Annotated in this window: 1 protein-coding gene; it reads left to right on the top strand. The window is 42.1% G+C overall.

All coding sequences use genetic code 11. The features are described from left to right. Positions 1 to 661, top strand: a 661-nt coding sequence (locus NY607_RS24230; protein WP_259420618.1) for a DNA/RNA non-specific endonuclease, incomplete at both ends; no start/stop codon positions are given.

Below are 661 nucleotides of genomic sequence, written 5' to 3'. Positions count from 1 at the left end.
AAGAAAAAGTCAACAAGCAAGTCTCAAATGTAAAAACGCAGATCCAAGCCAAAGTAGACGAAGTCAAACAACAGCTGCGTCAGCTGCGACCACCAGAGATGGAGTTAGCAGGAGCAGGTGTAAACGTCAGACGCATAGAGGATACAGGAACGGTTGGAAAAAATACGTCCTCCTCGAGTCCGAAGCCATCTAATTCCCAACCACCACAAAATGGCTCGAATAAAAAGCCTGCTGAAGCAACTAAGGGAAAAGTTGGACCGTCTCACGAAAAAGTGGATTATGGTGATCATTTTACGAAGAGTGGTAGAAAAAAAGTTTTAAAACCAAATGTAGAATACAAATCTCCAGATGGTTATACTTACCGTACGGATAACAATGGACGTATTACTGAATGTGAAGGAACGCTTATTCTAGGCACTGCAGAACGAAACGCATACACACAGAGAACTGTGGGAGGAAAAGATAGATTACCTGATGACGACGGTGGACACTTAATAGGAGCACAGTTTAAAGGGCCAAAGGATATCGATAACCTAGTTCCACAAAATAGCCAAATTAACCGTTCTGGTGGTGAATGGTTCAATATGGAGACTGAGTGGGCAAATGCATTGAAAGAAACACCTCCGAAAAAAGTTACTGTACAAATTAATCCGACGTATTC

This window comes from Lysinibacillus sp. A4 (assembly GCF_024919535.1).
Lineage (GTDB): Bacteria > Bacillota > Bacilli > Bacillales_A > Planococcaceae > Lysinibacillus > Lysinibacillus capsici.
The sequence above is the reverse complement of the archived record's forward strand: the minus strand, read 5'-3'. Positions and strand labels throughout refer to the sequence as shown.